The sequence below is a fragment of the uncultured Parasphingorhabdus sp. genome (assembly GCF_963975735.1).
GTDB lineage: Bacteria > Pseudomonadota > Alphaproteobacteria > Sphingomonadales > Sphingomonadaceae > Parasphingorhabdus.
In genome coordinates this window covers 48388-66008 of the sequence record NZ_CAXBIA010000010.1, presented here as the reverse complement: position 1 = coordinate 66008, position 17621 = coordinate 48388, and the positions used below count along the sequence as shown (strand labels likewise).

Here is a 17621-nt window from a genome sequence, read left to right as displayed (position 1 = left end):
CCTATTTGACCGCGCAGACTAGGCCGGAGGACGTGACTACGCCGACGATTTCCGGATCCTGAAGCGAGCGGGTCTGTTTGACGAATTCCTTGAACGTCACATCGCCCGGATTGCGATTCTTGAGCTTGCCTAGACCGTTCAGCTTATTGAGTTGTCCGAGCGACAGCCGGTCAACCATCCGGTCCGCCATGCAGGCCGATACCGGCGCAGAAAGTCCCGCGCTCATCAACCCGTTGCGCACCCGGGTTTCAGGGGTGGCGCAGCCGGCGAGTGCCGACAGCGCTATCGCCCCCAAAATTATCCGGTTCGCGTTCATTTCGCGGTTTTCGCCAGTTCGATTGCTTCGAGCACAACGCGCTTGGCTTCTTCAGCATCGCCCCATTTGCCGACCCGGACCCATTTCTCGGGCTCGAGATCTTTGTAATGGGTGAAGAAATGCTCGATCTGCTGCATCACGATTTCGGGCAGGTCATTGCCCTCGTCGATCTTGCGATAATAAGGGAATGTCGCGTCGATCGGCACGCAGAGCAATTTTTCGTCGCCGCCATGCTCGTCTTCGAGGTTGAGCACCGCAATCGGCCGGCAGCGCACGACACAGCCTGGCATGAAGGGCGAACGGGCCACAACCAGTGCATCCAGCGGGTCGCCATCGGGCGACAAAGTATGCGGAATGAAGCCGTAATTGGCCGGATAGCGCATCGGGGTGTGGAGGATACGGTCGACGAAAAGCGCGCCCGATGCCTTGTCGAATTCATATTTGACGGGTTCGCCGCCCACCGGAACTTCAATGACGACGTTCAGGGCTTCTGGCGGGTTATCGCCAATCGGAATTTTGTTAATATCCATGGAAAAGGGAGTCCTTATCTGGTTCTCGGTTGCAACAGACGGTCTATGCCGCTTTCTTGATCAACACCCTCTCCGGTGATTTTATCGAGCGCCGGATAGCGCAGGCCACCGGAATGGTCGACCATAAAATTATGATAGGCCTCACCATTTTTCGCAAAAATTTCGATCGTGCCTTCTGCCCCGCGATTTTCCTCGATCGCCTGTTTCAGCGCTTCGTCGCTATAGGCCTTGCCGTTGACCGCCGAGATAGTGAGGCCGGGTTTGAGGCCTGCCTTGAACGCCGGACTGTCCCAGATAACTGATTTAATCGTGCCCTTGCCGCCCATGATCAGGCCGATGCTGTAGCTGAGGTCCAGCTGCTTCCTGCGTTTGTCATTGGCCAGAATATAGGCGCTCGGCGTATCGACATAGACAAGCCGGTAGCCACCGAGGACGAGCCCGTTTTTCGGAGCTTCTGTACCGGTCCGGTAAACCCGCTCCTCGATGAAGCCAGCCCAGTCATAGGCCTGGACCTTGTCGAGCGCAGCGACAACATCCGACTGCTCATAAGTGACAACGCCCCAGTCACCATTTTTGCCGCCGAAAAAGGCGCGTGCAAAATCTTCCAGCGATTTTGTGCCGCCCGATTCGCGGCGGATGATCTGGTCGGCCTCGAGCCAGATCAGCAGGCCTTCGTTATAATAATCCTCTGCCCGCTGCCAGCTGGTCCAGGGTTTCGGCCGCCGCGCGGCGATGATCGGATCAAGCGTGGTATCGATCAATGGACGCCAGCTCCGGCCGACCCGCTGATCGATTCCCGCGGCGATGGCAGCGAGGGCGTCGAGCGTATCCTCCTTCGAATAGAGTCCGGACCGTGCGCCCAGGACATAGCCCCAGAATTGCGTCTGCCCTTCGTAGACCCAGAGCAGGCTGTCGCGCATCGGTTGCCGGAAATCGGGCGTCCACATGCCGGCGGGACGGCGATATTTGCCGTTCCATGCATGGGTAAGTTCATGCGGCAGCAGGTTGCGACGGCCCGGGCCGCTATCCCAGTCGGTAAAATATTCCCGGTTCACGCCATTTTCGGACGAGCGGTGATGCTCCAGTCCTATGCCGCCCATATCCTCGGTGAGCGCTAGCAGGAAATCATAGCGGTCATAGGGATGGCTGCCGAACAGCGCTTCGGCTTCCTTGACCAGTTTTATATGCGGCGTGAGTTGGGCCTTTTTGGGCTTCAGGAATTTTGCGTCATCCGCAACGATATTGAGATGCACCCGGCTGGTCAGCTGATGGGTCTGGAAAAATTGTCCGGCGAAAACCGGGCTGTCGACCAGAGTATCATAGTCGGTCTTTTCATAGACAATCGTGCCGCCGGTCCGCGATTTCGGTCGCATCGCGCTCGCGGCCTGCCAGCCGTCCGGGTAGATGGCGGTCGCCTCGACCGGAATTTGCCGGACATAATAGCCGGCGGGATATAGCGAAACCTGATGCCAGCGCAGGTTCAGCATGGCTGGTGCCATGACAATGCGGCCGTGGCTGCTGGTGGTGGCCGAGACAAACTGGAATTTCGCGGTGATCGTGCTGACATTCTCAGGAACCGTCAGATGGAAGGCGAAAACATCGACATCGTCGCGGATCCATGCCAGTTTTTCGCCATTGGCGGTGAATTCCAGCCCGGTGAGTTTCTCGATCTCGCCGCGCGGCGCATGGTTGCCGGGAAGCCATTCGGGGTAGAGCAGCGTCAGGCGCCCGGCTTTTGCCACCGGAATCGTCTGGGTGACGCGGAAAATTCCCTGGTCATGATCGCGGGCATCGACCTGCAAAGTCATGGTGCCGGGATAGGCTATGTCCTGCGGCGCGGGGATCGTCTCCTGCGGCGCAACATAGCTCGGTTTGCTCAAGCGGTCCGGCATTGCCGCCGCCGTTGTAGAAATGGTGAAGGCCAAGAAAAGAGCCAATATGCCAACCAGACGCATGTGCAGAAAATCCCTTTGGTGATCAGCGTGTGCAAATGGGGGATTTTGCAACTTTCGTCCAGAGGCTTGCTGGAAATAAGCCACTTCCGCTTTGCCGCTTCACTGGCTAAAGCGCTCCCTATGGCAAAGATACAGACACCCCAGCCCGTGCGCGGCACCCAGGATATATTTGGCGAAGAGCAGGAGCGCTTCCAGCATGTTGTGGAGACATTTGAACGTGTGCGACGGCTGTACGCATTCAAGGGCGTCGAAATGCCGGTGTTTGAACCGACCGCGGTCTTTTCCCGCTCGCTTGGCGAGACCACCGATGTGGTGTCCAAGGAAATGTACAGTTTCGAGGATCGCGGCGGCGACAGCCTGACCCTGCGGCCGGAATTTACCGCGGGTATCTCGCGCGCTTTCCTGACCAACGGGTGGCAGCAGCATATGCCGCTCAAACTCTCCGCCCATGGCCCCCTGTTCCGTTATGAACGGCCGCAGAAAGGCCGCTACCGGCAGTTTCACCAGCTCGATGCAGAGATTATCGGGGCGGGCGAAGCGACGGCGGATGTCGAATTGCTTTGCTTTGCCGATCAGCTTTTGCAGGAACTGGGTATCGCCGATGGCGTGACCCTGCAGCTCAATACATTGGGCGACGCGGAAAGCCGGGATGCCTGGCGTGACGCTTTGGTCGAGCATTTTCAGGCGCACCGTAAGGATCTTTCGGAAGACAGTCAGGACCGGCTGGAGCGCAATCCGCTGCGGATTCTCGACAGCAAGGAACGGCAGGACCGGCCAATCGCCGATGCGGCTCCGGATATTGACGCCTATCTGTCGACCGAGGCGAAAGAATTTTTCGCTCAGGTCACCGAAGGGCTGGATGCCTGCGGCGTGGCCTGGACGCGCAACAGCCGCTTGGTGCGGGGCCTCGACTATTATCGCCATACTGCCTTTGAATTTGTCACTGACCGGCTCGGCGCACAGGGCACGGTTCTGGCTGGCGGGCGTTATGATGGCCTGATCGAGACTCTCGGCGGTCCAGCGACCCCCGCTGTGGGTTGGGCTGCCGGTATCGAGCGCTTGGGCATGTTGCTTACCGAAGTGCCCGAGGCTTCACTGGAACTGGCCATTGTGCCGATGGGCGAGGAAGCCACGGTTAAGGCGCTGTCGGTAGCGAACGAACTCCGCAAAACTGGGTTTTCAGCCGATATTTTCGGCAGCGGGAAGTTCAAGAAACGCATGGCGCGCGCCAATCAGGCGGGCGCATTGGCGGCAATCATCATCGGCGAGGACGAGCTGGCCTCCGGCAAGTTGCAGTTCAAAAATCTCGCCACTGGCGAGCAGACTGGGCTGGATGTCGCAGAGATCACGGAAAAAATGTGGGACCTGAGATTTTCCGACGACCTTGATGATCTCGACTCCGACCTTCTGGCATTGGAACAGGATGTGAAGTCTTCGGGAGAGAGTGATTGACCACCATCACCCCCCAGAGACTGGCGCAAATCGAGGCGCGTTTTGCCGAGCTTCAGGCGATGATGGCCTCGGGCGATCTCGACAGCGAAAAATTTGTCGCTGTTTCCAAGGAATATGCCGAAATCGAACCGGTTGCCGAGGCCGCTGCCAATGTGAAATCACTGCGTGACGAACAAGCGGAACTGGCCGAGATGCTCGCCGGTGATGATGCCGAGATGAAGGCGATGGCGGCCGATGAAGTGGATGGCGTGAAGAAGGCGCTGGAAAAGGCCGAACATGCGCTCGCGCTGCAATTGCTGCCCAAGGACAGCGCCGATGACCGGCCAGCGATGCTCGAAATCCGCGCCGGTACCGGTGGTGACGAGGCCGCGCTTTTTGCCGGTGATCTGTACCGCATGTATACGCGCTATGCCGAGGATCAGGGCTGGAAGGTCGAGATGATCTCCGCCAATGCCTCGGAAGTCGGCGGGTTCAAGGAAGTGGTCGCCAATATCCAGGGCAAGGGCGTGTTTGCCAAGCTGAAATTCGAATCCGGCGTGCACCGGGTGCAGCGGGTACCGGAAACGGAAAGCGGCGGACGGATTCATACCTCGGCGGCGACGGTGGCAATCCTGCCGGAGCCGGAAGAGGTCGATATCAAGATCCGCACCGAGGATCTGCGCATCGATACCTATCGGGCAAGCGGCGCTGGCGGACAGCATGTCAACAAGACCGACAGCGCGATCCGCATCACTCACTTGCCGACCGGTCTGGTTGTACAGTGCCAGGACGGCAAGTCGCAGCACAAGAACAAGGCGCAGGCGATGAAGGTGCTGGCGGCGCGGATGTATGAGCAGGAACGCGACGCGGTGCAAAGCGAGGAAGCCGAAGCGCGCAAGTCGATGGTCGGTTCCGGCGATCGCAGCGAGCGCATCCGCACCTATAATTATCCGCAAGGCCGGGTCACCGACCACCGGATCAACCTGACGCTGCACAAGCTGCCCGAAATCATCGAGGGCACGGCGCTTGGTGAAATGGTCGATGCGCTGATCGCAGAGGATGAAGCCAGCCGGCTTGCCAATCTGGATGGGTGATGTCGCCGGTGTTTTGCGCGAAGCGACACAGATGTTAAGCGAAATCTCCGATAGTCCGCGACTCGATGCGGAATTGCTGATGGCGCATGCGCTGAAAATGGAGCGCGCCGATCTGCTGCTGAAACTGCCCGAACTGACCGCTCCGGCCGAATTTTCTGCGCTGGTCGAACGGCGCCGGCGATCCGAACCCGTTGCCCATATCATCGGCATGAAGGAATTCTGGGGTCTTGATTTTCAGGTCAGCCCGGATGTCCTGATCCCCCGTCCCGACAGCGAATTGCTGATCGAGGAAGCGGTTCGCTTATGCGCGACGCAGCATCCGCAAAGGATATTGGACCTCGGCACGGGCAGTGGCGCGCTTCTGCTCGCCGCGCTCAGCGAATTTCCCGCGGCCAACGGTCTGGGTATCGATGCCAGCACCGCTGCCTTGCAAATTGCCCATAATAATGCGGATGCGCTGGGATTGGCCGACCGGGCCAGGTTCCTGCTGCTCGACTGGACGCTGCCCGACTGGACGGGTCCGCTCGGTTCCGGCTTTGATCTGATCCTCGCCAACCCGCCTTATGTCTCGACCAACGCCCGGTTGTCCGCGGATGTAGCCCAATATGAACCCCATCAGGCGCTGTTCGCCGGAGAGGATGGAATGGATGACTATCGGATCATCATTCCCGGGCTTGAAAATCTGCTTTCTCCCACCGGAAAGGCCCTGCTCGAAATTGGCTTCGATCAAGCAGATGCGGTTTCGGAACTGGCTATGAACAACGGCTATCATGTTGAGTTAAAGAAAGATTTAGGGGAAAATGATCGTTTGTTAATCCTCCATCGGTAAAAAGGGCTTGGTTTTGACGAGGCGACTCGCTAAGACTTGTTCAGGCGCAGATGATTTCTGGCTTTTCCCTAAATCACTGGCCTGCCCCCAACTTGATAATTTTGCTGGTTTTCGGCGAGTATTTGTCTTGTATGGGCCGCTGTGAACGGGTTGTCTGCAGCGCAATTGCCACCAGCGCGTGGCTATAACTTGAGAAAGACCAAGTTTATAAACGGTATAAGGATACCTAAAATTTGATGAACAATCGTCAGCCTAGCCGCCGTGGACGTGGCCGGAACACCAATAATAATAACCGCCCCCAGGGCAACCGTAGTGGTGGGTCGGACCGCGATAACCGGATCGATAGTCGCGCGCGTGGCAATGCAGCGCAGATGCTCGATAAATTCAAGAAAATGGCGCAGGACGCACAGGTCAATGGCGACCGCGTTCAGGCCGAATATTATCATCAATTCGCCGATCATTATTTCCGGGTCAATGCCGATACCGTGGCTCGTCGCGAAGAACAGCGGATCGCCCGTGAAGAGCCGCGTGGAGATAACCGGTCGGACAATCGGCCCGATAATCGTGGTGACAATCGTGGCAATGGTTCAGGCCAGAGCGATTCCAACGACAATGATGGCGACAATAATCGTAACCGGCCACAGCAGGCACAGCAAAATCGTCCGCCGCGGGAAGAGCGGGACAATCGCGAAAGTCGCGATAATGGCAACGATATCGCTGCGAATGATACGACCGAAGAGAAAAAACCGGTTCGCAGCCGTCGTCCGCGCAAGGTTGAAACTGTCGGAGCCCGCAACGACGCAGCGGAACAGAATGGCGAGTCAAACGGTCTGGATGCCAGCGCCCTGCCGCCAGCGATTTCGCAATCGATCGAGGTCGAGGTTGAGAAGAAGCCGGCGCGTAAAAAGCGTGTACCCAAGCCGAAGGTGGTTGAAGAAGGCGATACCGTCTAACGACTGTTTTGCCGGAATCAAATAGGGACGAGCATGTTAGCCAAGGCTGCTGCTCGTCGCAAAACTGCCGCTAACCGAACATTTATATCAGGCCGTTCAACGCCGGCGCTGCGATTAAGCGGCGTCCAGTCCCTCAATGGCTGTTGCCAGCCAGCCGGGAAGATCTAGCCCCTGCAAATCGTCGACACGCCGATGTTCAACCGACAGACCATCGCCGGGATAGGCAATGCGCTGGCGTTTTTCGTCGGCTTGCGCGATCGGCACGACGACCATCCGCCGGTTCACCTTTTGCCGGTAATTCATCCGCGCAGTATTTTCCTGTCCGACATAGCAGCCCTTGGTAAAGCTGACGCCGTTCAGTTCCGCAGCGTTGCATTCGAGCCATAAAGTCTTGTCGCTGCCGAACTCACTGGCTCCCTCGGTGACGCCGAGCGACAGGCGGTGCTTTCGATAATCTTCGTCCGCACCTTCACCATCACTTGCGTCGTCCAGCCAGCGGTAGCCCAATGCGGCCAGGCGGGGATCGACCGGTCTGTTTTCGGCTGCCAAAGCCCAGTGGACTTGCAGTGAATCATCCACAGCGATCTCGATCTTTCGCCGCAGCCGATAGAGTTTCAGGCGGCGGACAAGTCCCTCGGCCTGCTCCCTCTCGCAGTCGATCAATATATCCTCGCCATCGGCCCACAGAAAGAAATCGAACAGCAGTTTCCCCTGAGCGGTGAGCAGCGCAGCCCATTGCGGCACGCCTGCTACGACAGCGGTGGTGTCCTGCGTTACCAGCCCTTGCAGAAACTGCCGGATGTCTTCGGACCCGTCCGTTGCCGAGAGGCGGATGACGGCGCGTTCATTAAGTCTGGTTTCGGTCATGGCATTTAGGTAGGGTGTGCGAACCGAAAAACCAAGCCTTGCGCGGAGCTATATGACCGATACCCTTACTATACGTCGCCCCGATGACTGGCACGTCCATCTTCGTGACGGCGCGATGCTGGAAGCGGTTGCTCCGTTTACCGCCCGGCAATTTGCCCGGGCTATCATCATGCCCAATCTTTCCCCGCCGGTGACCAGCGCTGCCAGTGCCGCGGCCTATCGGGAACGGATCATGGCGGCATTGCCCGATGATTCCGGTTTTACACCGCTGATGACCTGTTATCTGACCGATGATGCGGATGCGGACGATATAGCGACCGGTCATGCGGCTGGCATTTTTACGGCCGCGAAACTCTATCCCGCCAATGCCACGACCAACAGCGCGCACGGGGTGACCGATGTAGCGCATATCATGCCGGTGCTCGAACGGATGCAGGATATTGGCATGCCGCTGCTGGTGCACGGCGAGGTGACCGATGGCAGTATCGATATTTTTGACCGGGAAGCCGTGTTTATCGAGCGGATATTGGAAAAGCTGATTGAAACGCTTCCGGATCTGAAAGTCGTGTTCGAGCATATCACGACCGAGCAGGCGGTACGCTTTGTCGATGGCGCTGGTCCGAATGTTGCGGCAACCATTACGCCGCATCATCTGCATATCAATCGCAATGCGATGTTCACCGGCGGCATTCGGCCCCATGCTTATTGCCTGCCGGTTGCCAAGCGCGAGCTGCACAGGCTGGCGCTACGCAAGGCGGCGACCTCCGGATCTGCGAAATATTTCCTCGGTACCGACAGCGCACCGCATGAAATCCACGCCAAGCTATCGGCCTGTGGATGTGCGGGTATTTTCAACGCACCTTATGCGCTGGAGAGCTACGCTGCTGTGTTCGACGAAGAAGGCGCGCTCGACCGGCTGGAGGGCTTCGCGTCCGTGCATGGGCCGCAATTTTACGGCTTGCCGCTCAACGAAGACCGGGTGACGCTGGAAGGCGGCAGTTTTACCGTGCCCGAGAGCCTCAACACCGGCGGCTCCACGCTTGTTCCCTTTCACGCGGATTCCGAACTGGCCTGGCATATCGTTCAGGCCTGACCGGCAATCGCTTTCCGCGCTGTCTTGCCCGCTAGAATGCTGTCGGTCGAATAGATCGCCAGGCTGATCCAGATCAGCAAGAAACAAATGATGTGCGATGGTGTCAGCGCTTCCTTGTAAACCAGCACGCCAACGAGAAACTGGATCGTCGGTGCGAGATAATTTAACAGTCCGATGGCGCCTAGGGTCATCTTCTTGACCGCCGAGGCGAACAGCAGCAGCGGGATGGCAGTGACAATGGAACCGCCGATCAGCAACAGATCAATCATCCGGTCATCGCCGAGATGCAGGCCAGTCGTAGACGGCGCTGTGCCGAACGTAAGCCAGACGAGAAGCAGGGTAAAAGGAAGGAACAACATTCCGGTCTCTGCCGTCAGGCCCACTATAGGTCCGATGTCTGCGATCTTGCGGACCAGCCCGTAGCTGCTCCACGAAATCGCCAGAGCGAGACTGATCCAGAGCGTATCGAGCGCTTGAACGGCCAGCACCGAAACGCCCGCAGCGGCTATCGCAATGGCAATCCATTTGTTGCGGGAGAGCTTCTCGCCGAGAAATATCCGGCCGAGAAAAACGCTGAGCAAAGGGCTGATAAAATAGCCGAGACTGGCCGCGAGAATATGATTCTCGTGCACGGCCCAGACATAGACCAGCCAGTTTGCTGCGATGAGACAGGAACTCGCCAGCATCGCCCAGCGCAATCTGGAATCAGCCAGTGCCGATGCCAGACCGACAAGGTTTTTCCGGAAATAGAGAATGACGAGCAGCAGCGGCACTGACCAGATGATCCGGTGGGCAACGACTTCCAGCGCGTCTACGCTTTGCAGCAGCTTGAAATAGACCGGCATCAAACCCCAGAAAACGCAGGCGGTTAGCGCCTGAAAGAGGCCGATACGGCTGGTGGATTGGGCAACGGACATAGTGCAGCGACTAGGCTTCGCGCCGTCACCGGGCAATCAAGAAATCCTATTGTCGGGGAAACCCGGACCGGGGGGTCAGATAATGCCGCCACCTATCCATAGCCGGAAGGCGCATATGCACACGACGATCAAACAGAAATACATGCCACTGGTGCGTGACGAAATCAGGCCGAACAGCGCGCCGATGCCGGCGATCGGCAGGATCAGCCAGTTGGTCCAGCCAAGCAGGGGGACCAGACCTATGAAGGAGAGAATGAGGGCGATACCGCCGATGAAGATTGAGATCAGATTAGCCATGGCTGTATTATAGGCGTAATGCACCGATATTTCAAGTATTTCCAAATTGGCAGGGTCATAGTAGGCTTGCTGCTTGCGGGAGGATGGCCTTGGCTGTTGAAGATATCAGAATTGAAACGGAACGGTTGATCCTGCGTCCGCCCAATGGTGACGATTTCGAACAATGGGCCAGATTTCAATCCGATGAAGCCACAATGACCTTCATTGGCGGAGTCAAAAGCCGCGCCGAAAGCTGGCGGGATCTATGCGCCATGGTCGGTGCGTGGCATGTTCGCGGCTATGCGATGTTTTCGCTGATCCTCAAAGATAGCGGAAAATGGATTGGCCGCATCGGCCCCTGGTATCCCGACAGCTGGCCCGGGACCGAGGTCGGCTGGGGCATCGCGCCGGAATATGCGGGCAAGGGCTATGCGCTGGAAGCGGCAGTCGCGAGCATGAACTATGCCGTCGATGCGCTCGGCTGGAGCGATATTTGTCATACTATTGATCCCGACAATCTTGCTTCGATCAAATTGGCCGAGCGGGTGGGCTCTACCAATCGCGGGCCGACGCGGCTTCCCGAGCCCTATCAGGATGCGCGGGTTGACGACTGGGGACAATCGCGCGAACAATGGCAAGAGAATAGAAAACAGTTCCAGTAGGAGAGCAGCCATGGCCGAAGATCGCTATCTTGATCCGACACGCGAGAGTTTTGATGCGTTCAAGGCGCTGCCCCGCGATGTGCCGATCAACATGCTCAATCTGCTGCGCTTCCATCAGGTCGCGCAATATCCCGCAGATCATCCCAATGCCGGCAAGGGTTGGAACGGTGCGCGGGCCTATGAAGAATATGGCAAGACCAGCGGGCCGATTTTCAAACGGGTGGGCGGCACGATCCTCTGGCGGGGTCAGATGGAATGTATGGTGATCGGGCCCGACGACAAGCAATGGGATGTCTCCTTCATCGCCGGCTATCCCAATAGCGGCGCGTTCATGGAAATGGTCACTGACCCCGAATATCAGAAGGCGGTGGTCAATCGCCAGGCCGCTGTCCTGACATCCCGCCTGATTCGATTCGGTGAAATCGACGGGCCCGACACGTTCGGATGAAATCCCGAATTGGGACAATAGGTTAACGAATAGTCACCGGATTAACCAAATTCCCTAACGAAATATTAACGCTTTTTGATGCATTTGTTCCCCTAAATTCAGGAGCAAATTGCATGTCTTATTTTTCCCGTTCACTCATGCTGTCCGCAGCAGCTTTTGCGTTACCGCTAACGCTTGCGGCTTGCGGGAGCAACGAAGCCAGCGAAGAAGAGCTGGCGAACCTGGACGATAATCTGACCTCCGACCCGGCGATGAATGATGCGCTGGAAGATGCTATATTGGTTGATCCCGATCTCACGGATCAGGCCAACCGCAATGCTATTCGCGGTGCGAACGGTCCCGCCGACGGATCGGTCCCTCCCGGTGCCAGCTATGCCGGCGCAGCGGAAGGCGGAAAGGCAGCAGCAGCGGCTGCACTAGGCGGCAAAATGCTGAGTGCCCCGAAACCGCGGCAGATGACGTCGGATGACGAATGTACCAGCTGTGCCGGAAGCGAAGGCATGACGCTGGGCGCGAAAGCCGAACAGCAAAGCGCAAAGCGCGGCAAAGGCACGTGCGACCAGAAGCTCAGCTATGACATGGGCTGGGCCAACCGGATGCCACCGGAATTTCCGGTCTATCCCAAAGCGGCTGTGCAGGAAGCTGCCGGTGTTGAAGGCGGTCTATGCGACATTCGTGTGGTCAGTTTCACGACCGCTTCGCCGATGAAGAGCGTCGTCGATTTCTATTATACCCAGGCCAAGCGCGGTGGGTTTGATGCCGAATATCTGCTACGCGGCAGCGAACATGTTCTGGGCGGAACCCGGGGCAGCGATGACGGTGCCTTCGTGATCACCCTGAACAAGCGTTCGGGCGGCGGGACGGCTGTCGATATTGTCGCCAGCAACGGTCGCTAGATCGGAAACAACAACGCCGGACTTCGCATTGCATATTGTCCGGTAATTGAAAGGTGGCCCGCTCCGGCCACCTTTTTTCATTTTATTCGCGGTAGCTGCCGCCGCCATCGACGGTGATGTCATTGGCGGTGGTAAAGCTGCTCAGGTCGCTGGCCAGCCACAGCATCGCATTGGCAACTTCGACCGCCTGTCCGACCCGGTTGATCGGATGGTTGCGGTTGAACAGTTCCACCGCTTCGTCATGCGGTCCGGGATAGGCGGCGAGATAGCGCTGGTACATCGGCGTGTCGATCGCGCCGGGGTGGACGGTGTTGACCCGTACCGGATATTTCTCGGCAGCGCAGTGGAGCGCGAGCGATTTGCTCAGCGAGGTAACCGCTGCCTTGCTGGCGCAATAGGCTGCGAATTGCGCGCCGGGACGCATGGCGAGCATCGAACCGATATTGACGATAGCGCCGTCTTCTCCGCTTTCAAGTATTGCGGGGAGGCCGACACGGCAACCGTAGAATGTGCCCTGCATGTTGATATCGATGGTCCGGTTCCAGCTGTCCAGATCGACCTCGTCAACCGATCCGGGCTCGGAAATGCCCGCGACATTGAACAGGGTGGTGATCTTGCCGAAGCGCTTCTTCGTAGCGTCGACAGCCGCGTGCCATTGCTCGAGATTGCGCACATCCAGCTCGACCGCATCCGCGCGGTCACCCAGAGAGGCTGCCAGCTCCTTCGCCTTGTCGATCTGGATATCGGCCAGCATCACCGAGCCGCCTTCTTCGATAACCCGCCGTCCGGCGGTGCCGCCAATGCCTTCCGCGCCGCCTGAAATCAGCGCGACTTTTCCGTCCATCATACCCATTATATATTCCTGTCTCTCTGGCTTATTTCTTGTCGAATATGATCGGCAGATTGCTCAGACCGCGCAACATCATGTTGGGCGGATAGTTCAGTTCCGCGCCTTCCCTGATCCGGATATTGTCCATGCGTTTGGCAAATTGCTGGAATGATACGGTCATTTCCTTGCGCGACAGCATATTGCCGACGCACATGTGGATGCCCTTTCCGAAGGCCAGATGGGTGCGCGCATTTTTGCGGTCGACCTGAAATGCGTTCGGATTTTCAAACTGCTTGGGGTCGCGGTTGGCGGCGTGATAGCGCATCATCACCATCGCGCCCTTGGGCAGCGTCACGCCGCCCAGTTCGGCATCGCGGTGCATCACCCGCCAGATGCCGGATGAGCCGCTCGACATGCGCAGCACTTCTTCGACTGCATTGGGGATCAGCGACGGATCATCCTGAATTTTCTTATACTGGTCGGGGTTGGTTGCAAAAAGCCGCATGCCTTCGGCCAGTGCGGCCGTTGTAGTTTCATTGCCGGCGACCATCAACTGCTGGACTATAGACAGGGATTCTGCATCGTCGAGCGGCCGTTCACCGTCAACTTGAGCATTCACCAGGTCAGAAAGAATATCGTTCTTCGCTTCCTTGCGCCGCTCGTCCATATTGGCTTTCAGCGCGTGCTGATATTCGACCACCTCGCGTTCGGTCTCCAGTTGCCGTTCGCGCGTCATCATGCCTGACAGACGATCGACAAAGGCATTGGTCCAGCGCTTGATCGTATGGGCATCGGCCACGTCGAGGCCGAGTTGCACGGCAATCGTCCGCACCGGCATCGGAATCGCATATTCATCGACAAATTCGCACTCGCCCTTGTCGATGAAATTGTCGATCAGTTCGTTCGACATCTCCCGCATGCTGTCTTCCAGCTTGTTCACTTTCGGCATCGAGAATGCGAGATTGACCAATTTGCGGAACCGCGTGTGGACCGGCTGGTCGGCGGTCAGCAGGGTGTTTACCTGCGGCCAGCCCTTTGCCTGGATCGCCTGCAATTCCTTGTCATTTTCAAGCTCTTCCTCGGATTTTCCGCCGGAGAGCAACGCATTGAAATTGTTAGAAAAATCATCCAGCCGACCGACAGCTTCCGAGATCAGGTCATAGTCCAGAACCACATATGTGCCGCTTGCCTCGTCAAAAAAGACCGGCGTCTTGGCGCGTTTCTCTTCATAAAATTCAAACGGATCGGCCAGAATATCCGGTTGAAAAAGGGATTTGGATACTGCTTCGTTCATGACAGGTTCCTGCTCATATTAGTCAAATGATGGCGTGGGTTTGCCCTCGGCATTATAAACCGGCCCTTCGGCATCGACCCGGTATTTGGCGCTGACGGCGTTGATCAGGCCGAAGCTGCCGATATGGGCAAGCATGTTGGCATAATGGACATCCTGAAAATGCTGGGCGAGAGCTTCCTCGTCGGCCCATTCTTCAAACACCTCGATACGCGATGGATTATGCATATCGGCGGCCCAGCTATAGCAAAGGCACCCTTCCTGGCTCAGCGCGCCATCGATAAAAGGCTGCGCTTTCTTCAGACATTCTTCGCGTGTTGCCGGTTCGACGTCGATATGTGCCGCGATCAGTATTTTGGCCATGCTTCAAATTCTCCTAAAGCTTGTTGCCGCCAAATTGCGCGACGACGACAAATATGCGTTTGCTGTAAAGCCACTGGCCGTCGACTTTGACAAATTCATCATCATAGCGGCCGCCGGCAACGCGTGGCTCGCCATTTTCAACCAAAATTTCATGAGTCTGGTAGCGGCCCGAGGCGGTGTCGCCTGTAATATCCAGAGACGCAGGTATGCCGAGAAAACTGACGGCATCGAACTGGCTCATGGCGCCGTTCCAGAGATTGACGATATTGGTCCGGCCGACGACTTCGGTTCCCATTAGCGACCAGACAGCATCTTCGGTCCACAGCGCGCCCCAGTCGTCTGGGTCTTTGCGCAGCACTGCGTCGCAATAGCTGTCGTGCAATTCCCGGATGGCCAACCGGTCTTCTATTGGTCCTGAAAACATTGACTGATCCTCTCCTGATTATGGAGAGACTACACGGCAAAACCGCCGGAAAAACAAGCTGCCATAAGTGCTAGCGGGGGTGAATCAATCGCCGCTGATCCGTTCGATATCCGCGCCCACCGCTGCGAGTTTTTCTTCCAGCCGCTCATAGCCGCGATCAAGATGGTAGATACGCTGCAGCCGGGTTTCGCCTTCCGCTGCCAGTCCGGCAATCGCCAGACTCATCGAAGCGCGCAGGTCGGTCGCCATCACCGGCGCGCCGGTCAGTTTCTTGACGCCCCGGACCACGGCGGTGCGGCCCTTGGTTTCGATATCCGCGCCCATGCGGTTCAGTTCAGGCACATGCATGTAGCGATTCTCGAAAATGGTTTCGGTGAGTACGCTGGCGCCATCGGCGAGGCAGAGCATCGCCATCAGTTGCGCCTGCATGTCGGTGGCGAGACCGGGATAGGGCGCAGTCGAGAGGGTAAGCGGTTTGAGCTTGCCATCGGAAGCCACCCTTATGCCCTTGGCATGGACGTCGATTTGCAGACCGGCGTGGCGCAGCGCATCGAGCGTCGCTTCCATCTCGTCAGCCTTGGCAGCCAGCAGATCGACTTCGCCGCCGGCTATGCCGACCGCGCAGGCGTAGCTGCCCGCTTCGATCCGGTCAGACATCACCCGATAGGTGCATCCGTGCAGCCGATCGACGCCGGTTATCGTGAGTGTCGACGAGCCAATGCCTTCGATTTCCGAACCCATGGCAACCAGCATGTTGCACAGGTCGACAATTTCCGGTTCCCGCGCGGCGTTCTTGAGGACGCTGGTGCCGTTCGCCAAGACCGCTGCCATCAATGCATTTTCCGTCGCTCCGACCGAGACGACCGGAAAGGTGAAATCGCCGCCGGGCAAGCCGCCATCGGGAACGCGAGCTATCACATAGCCGCTGGTGGTTTCGATCGAGGCGCCAAGCGCTTCGATAGCCTTGAGATGCAAGTCGATCGGCCGGTTGCCGATGGCGCAGCCACCGGGCAGCGAGACCCGGCATTCGCCAGCGCGCGCCAGCAATGGGCCGAGAACCAATATCGATGCCCGCATCTTGCGAACGATATCATAAGGCGCTTCGGTCGAGGTGATCCGGCCCGCTTTCAGCGTCATGACCCGGCCGAAATCTTCTGGCCGCGCGCCTTCGATCGTGGTCGAAACACCCAGCTGGTTGAGCAAATGTCCGAAACTGTCGACATCGGCCAGCCTCGGCAGGTTGCGCAGGGTGACCGGTTCTTCGGTCAACAGGGCGCAAGGTAACAAGGTCAGAGCGCTATTCTTGGCCCCCGAAATGGGAATTGTGCCAGACAGGCGATTGCCGCCGCGTATTGAGATAATATCCATGGTCTAGCATTTACCTAAAATGGGGATGCAGGCAAGTCTATTGCGCCGCTTGCACCCCGACATTGCAGCAAAACGCGCTAGTTCCGCAACAATCCGAGCGCGGCATAGGCGGCTTCCACCGTCGGCCGTGCCATTGCCGAGGCCTTTTCCGAACCATCGCGTAAAATCGTGTCGATCGCTGTCTCGTCCTTGCGCAATTCTTCGAACCGCTGGCGAATGGGTGACAATTTGCTCACCGCCAGATCGGCCAGCGCCGGTTTGAAGTCGCCAAAGCCCTTGCCCGCATATTCGGCAAGCACAGCGTCTTGTGAGAGGTCGGCCAGCGCGGCATAGATGACGATCAGGTTCCTGGCTTCCGCCCGCTCTGCCAGATCGTCCATATTGTCGGGCAACGGCTCCGGATCGGTTTTGGCCTTCTTGAATTTCCGTGCAATTGTCTCGTCATCGTCGGTCATGTTGATCCGGCTGAGATCGGACGGGTCCGACTTGCTCATTTTGGCATTGCCGTCGCGCAGGCTCATGATCCGCGCCGCCGTTTTACCGAAAAACGGTTCCGGCAGGACGAAGGTTTCGGTGCCGGTATCGTTATTGAACTTTGTCGCGATGTCGCGGGCCAGTTCGAGATGCTGTCTCTGGTCGTCGCCGACGGGAACATGGGTCGCCTGATAGAGCAGGACATCGGCCGCCTGCAGCACCGGATAACCCAACAGCCCCAGAGACGACCTCTGTTTGTGTTTACCGGATTTTTCCTTGAACTGGGTCATCCGGTCCAGCCAGCCCATCGGCGTGTTGCAAATCAGCATCCAGGCCAGTTCAGGATGCGCGGGTACGCGGGCCTGGTTGAACAGGATCGATTTGTCGGGATCCACCCCGGCAGCAACCAGCGCTGCGACCATTTCGCGGCAGTTGGTAGCCAGTTCAACGGGATCATTATGGACGGTAATGGCGTGGAGATCGGCCAGAAAGAACAGGCATTCGCTCTCGTCCTGCATCTTCACCCAGTTCTTGATCGCGCCGAGATAATTGCCGAGATGAAGATTTCCTGTTGGCTGGATGCCCGATACTGTCCGCATTTTTGG

At 57.7% G+C, this 17621-nt stretch carries 20 protein-coding genes; 8 read left to right on the top strand and 12 right to left on the bottom strand.

Annotation, left to right across the window (positions count from 1 at the left end; translation table 11 throughout):
* Position 1 precedes the first annotated feature (1 nt).
* From AACZ86_RS11605 to AACZ86_RS11595, 3 genes are read right to left on the bottom strand one after another with little or no spacing between them, the layout of a single operon-like run.
* On the bottom strand, positions 2–316 hold the full coding sequence (locus tag AACZ86_RS11605) for a hypothetical protein (RefSeq protein ID WP_339692731.1): 315 nt from the start codon (positions 314–316) through the stop codon (positions 2–4).
* Positions 313–846: an inorganic diphosphatase gene (ppa, locus tag AACZ86_RS11600; RefSeq protein WP_339692728.1), complete on the bottom strand. Its 534-nt coding sequence runs from the start codon at positions 844–846 to the stop codon at positions 313–315. Before ppa ends, AACZ86_RS11605 begins: the two co-directional genes overlap by 4 nt.
* 14 nt (positions 847–860) lie before the next feature.
* Positions 861–2801, bottom strand: a complete 1941-nt coding sequence (locus AACZ86_RS11595) for a peptidase M61 (RefSeq protein ID WP_339692725.1) — start codon at positions 2799–2801, stop codon at positions 861–863.
* Between the two features lie 120 nt (positions 2802–2921).
* On the opposite strand from AACZ86_RS11595, the gene hisS reads away from it, so the two are divergent.
* The 4 genes from hisS (at position 2922) to AACZ86_RS11575 (ending at position 7108) form a co-directional block, all read left to right on the top strand.
* A complete protein-coding gene (gene hisS / locus AACZ86_RS11590; protein ID WP_339692723.1) occupies positions 2922–4253 on the top strand; it encodes a histidine--tRNA ligase in 1332 nt (443 codons plus the stop codon).
* Positions 4250–5326, top strand: a complete 1077-nt coding sequence (gene prfA, locus AACZ86_RS11585) for a peptide chain release factor 1 (RefSeq protein ID WP_339692721.1) — start codon at positions 4250–4252, stop codon at positions 5324–5326. The genes hisS and prfA overlap by 4 nt, the downstream gene beginning before the upstream one ends.
* Entirely contained in the window at positions 5319–6155 is an 837-nt protein-coding gene (gene prmC / locus AACZ86_RS11580; protein ID WP_339692718.1) for a peptide chain release factor N(5)-glutamine methyltransferase, read from the top strand. Before prfA ends, prmC begins: the two co-directional genes overlap by 8 nt.
* Positions 6156–6391: 236 nt before the next feature.
* Positions 6392–7108 (top strand): DUF4167 domain-containing protein, encoded by a 717-nt coding sequence (locus AACZ86_RS11575; protein ID WP_339692715.1) that lies wholly within the window; start codon positions 6392–6394, stop codon positions 7106–7108.
* Between the two features lie 114 nt (positions 7109–7222).
* On the opposite strand, the gene AACZ86_RS11570 is transcribed toward AACZ86_RS11575, so the two are convergent.
* Positions 7223–7975 (bottom strand): folate-binding protein, encoded by a 753-nt coding sequence (locus AACZ86_RS11570; RefSeq protein WP_339692713.1) that lies wholly within the window; start codon positions 7973–7975, stop codon positions 7223–7225.
* A 52-nt stretch (positions 7976–8027) separates the two neighbouring features.
* Here AACZ86_RS11570 and pyrC point away from each other — a divergent pair, with 52 nt between their 5' ends.
* Positions 8028–9068: a dihydroorotase gene (gene pyrC, locus AACZ86_RS11565; RefSeq protein WP_339692711.1), complete on the top strand. Its 1041-nt coding sequence runs from the start codon at positions 8028–8030 to the stop codon at positions 9066–9068.
* Here pyrC and rarD read toward each other — a convergent pair.
* Together rarD and AACZ86_RS11555 are read right to left on the bottom strand one after the other, a co-directional pair.
* Positions 9059–9985 (bottom strand): EamA family transporter RarD, encoded by a 927-nt coding sequence (rarD, locus tag AACZ86_RS11560; protein WP_339692708.1) that lies wholly within the window; start codon positions 9983–9985, stop codon positions 9059–9061. The two genes, pyrC and rarD, sit on opposite strands and share 10 nt — an antisense overlap.
* 75 nt (positions 9986–10060) lie before the next feature.
* Entirely contained in the window at positions 10061–10282 is a 222-nt protein-coding gene (locus tag AACZ86_RS11555; RefSeq protein WP_339692705.1) for a hypothetical protein, read from the bottom strand.
* 89 nt (positions 10283–10371) lie between these two features.
* Here AACZ86_RS11555 and AACZ86_RS11550 point away from each other — a divergent pair, with 89 nt between their 5' ends.
* The 3 genes from AACZ86_RS11550 to AACZ86_RS11540 all read left to right on the top strand — a co-directional run bounded on the left by AACZ86_RS11550 (position 10372) and on the right by AACZ86_RS11540 (position 12267).
* Positions 10372–10923: a GNAT family N-acetyltransferase gene (locus AACZ86_RS11550; RefSeq protein WP_339692703.1), complete on the top strand. Its 552-nt coding sequence runs from the start codon at positions 10372–10374 to the stop codon at positions 10921–10923.
* 10 nt (positions 10924–10933) lie between these two features.
* Complete coding sequence (locus AACZ86_RS11545) at positions 10934–11371, top strand: DUF1330 domain-containing protein (RefSeq protein ID WP_339692701.1); 438 nt, start codon at positions 10934–10936, stop codon at positions 11369–11371.
* 113 nt (positions 11372–11484) lie between these two features.
* A complete protein-coding gene (locus AACZ86_RS11540) occupies positions 11485–12267 on the top strand; it encodes a hypothetical protein (RefSeq protein WP_339692699.1) in 783 nt (260 codons plus the stop codon).
* Between the two features lie 82 nt (positions 12268–12349).
* Here the strand turns inward: AACZ86_RS11540 and AACZ86_RS11535 are convergent, their stop codons facing one another.
* The 6 genes from AACZ86_RS11535 to trpS all read right to left on the bottom strand — a co-directional run bounded on the left by AACZ86_RS11535 (position 12350) and on the right by trpS (position 17615).
* Entirely contained in the window at positions 12350–13120 is a 771-nt protein-coding gene (locus AACZ86_RS11535) for an SDR family oxidoreductase (RefSeq protein ID WP_339692697.1), read from the bottom strand.
* A gap of 22 nt (positions 13121–13142) precedes the next feature.
* Positions 13143–14390: a cytochrome P450 gene (locus tag AACZ86_RS11530; protein WP_339692695.1), complete on the bottom strand. Its 1248-nt coding sequence runs from the start codon at positions 14388–14390 to the stop codon at positions 13143–13145.
* Positions 14391–14408: 18 nt separating this feature from the next.
* Positions 14409–14750 carry an antibiotic biosynthesis monooxygenase gene (locus AACZ86_RS11525; RefSeq protein WP_339692692.1) on the bottom strand — a complete coding sequence of 114 codons (342 nt, stop codon included), beginning with the start codon at positions 14748–14750 and terminating at the stop codon, positions 14409–14411.
* A 13-nt stretch (positions 14751–14763) separates the two neighbouring features.
* The gene (locus AACZ86_RS11520) at positions 14764–15174 is read right to left on the bottom strand and encodes a nuclear transport factor 2 family protein (RefSeq protein WP_339692690.1); all 411 of its coding nucleotides are present in this window, start codon (positions 15172–15174) and stop codon (positions 14764–14766) included.
* An 84-nt stretch (positions 15175–15258) separates the two neighbouring features.
* Positions 15259–16542 carry a UDP-N-acetylglucosamine 1-carboxyvinyltransferase gene (murA, locus tag AACZ86_RS11515; protein WP_339692688.1) on the bottom strand — a complete coding sequence of 428 codons (1284 nt, stop codon included), beginning with the start codon at positions 16540–16542 and terminating at the stop codon, positions 15259–15261.
* Between the two features lie 77 nt (positions 16543–16619).
* Positions 16620–17615 (bottom strand): tryptophan--tRNA ligase, encoded by a 996-nt coding sequence (trpS, locus tag AACZ86_RS11510; protein ID WP_339692813.1) that lies wholly within the window; start codon positions 17613–17615, stop codon positions 16620–16622.
* Positions 17616–17621: the final 6 nt, after the last annotated feature.